The organism is Vibrio sp. 1401 (assembly GCF_033340295.1).
The window spans coordinates 1-605 of the sequence record NZ_JAWOWF010000554.1 but is presented as its reverse complement, the minus strand read 5'-3'; the positions used below and the strand labels follow the sequence as shown (position 1 = coordinate 605).

Annotated in this window: 1 protein-coding gene; it reads left to right on the top strand. The window is 42.3% G+C overall.

All coding sequences use genetic code 11. The features are described from left to right. The coding region (locus R7Z77_RS26790) for a DedA family protein (protein ID WP_318137229.1) at nucleotides 1–476 on the top strand (476 nt) is incomplete at its 5' end. Between the last annotated feature and the right edge of the window lie 129 nt (nucleotides 477–605).

Here is a 605-nt window from a genome sequence, read left to right as displayed (position 1 = left end):
CAATTCTGGCCTCAGAACAAGTCATGAATCTGAGTATGGTTATGGTTATATCTTGGCTCAGCTGCTTTTTGGGCAATACTTGTGGTTACTTACTTGGTTACTACTTTGAAGGATGGCTAGATAAAAAAGGTTACATCTCTGGCCCTAAAATGCAGAAACTCCAAATCACCATTCAAAAATATGGCCCTGCTTGTTTGGTGGTCAGCCGATTTATTGAAGGGATGAAGCAATTTATGCCTCTGGCGTGTGGTATAGCAAAAATGCCACGCAGAGAGTTTTTACTCGGCAACGCACTCGCTGCCACCATTTGGGTTTTGGTGTTCAGTTTACTTACGCATTTTGCTTTTGAGCACCTCAGCGCACTCAGCCATTTATATAGCCACTACAAATACGCAATCTGGGCGAGCGCCGCGGTTGTGTTCGCATTGATGCTCCTAGGCTTGCTTAAGCGAAAAAAAGCAAAATCGTCGCTATAAATGCACTTTCAATAAAGGCTCATGGTATCAGTAAGATAGATGCCATGAGCTTTTTTCTTTCCTCCAAATACAAAAAATTACGCAGCCATTTAGACGTCTAGACGTTGACAATAAAAGTCGGTGAGATTA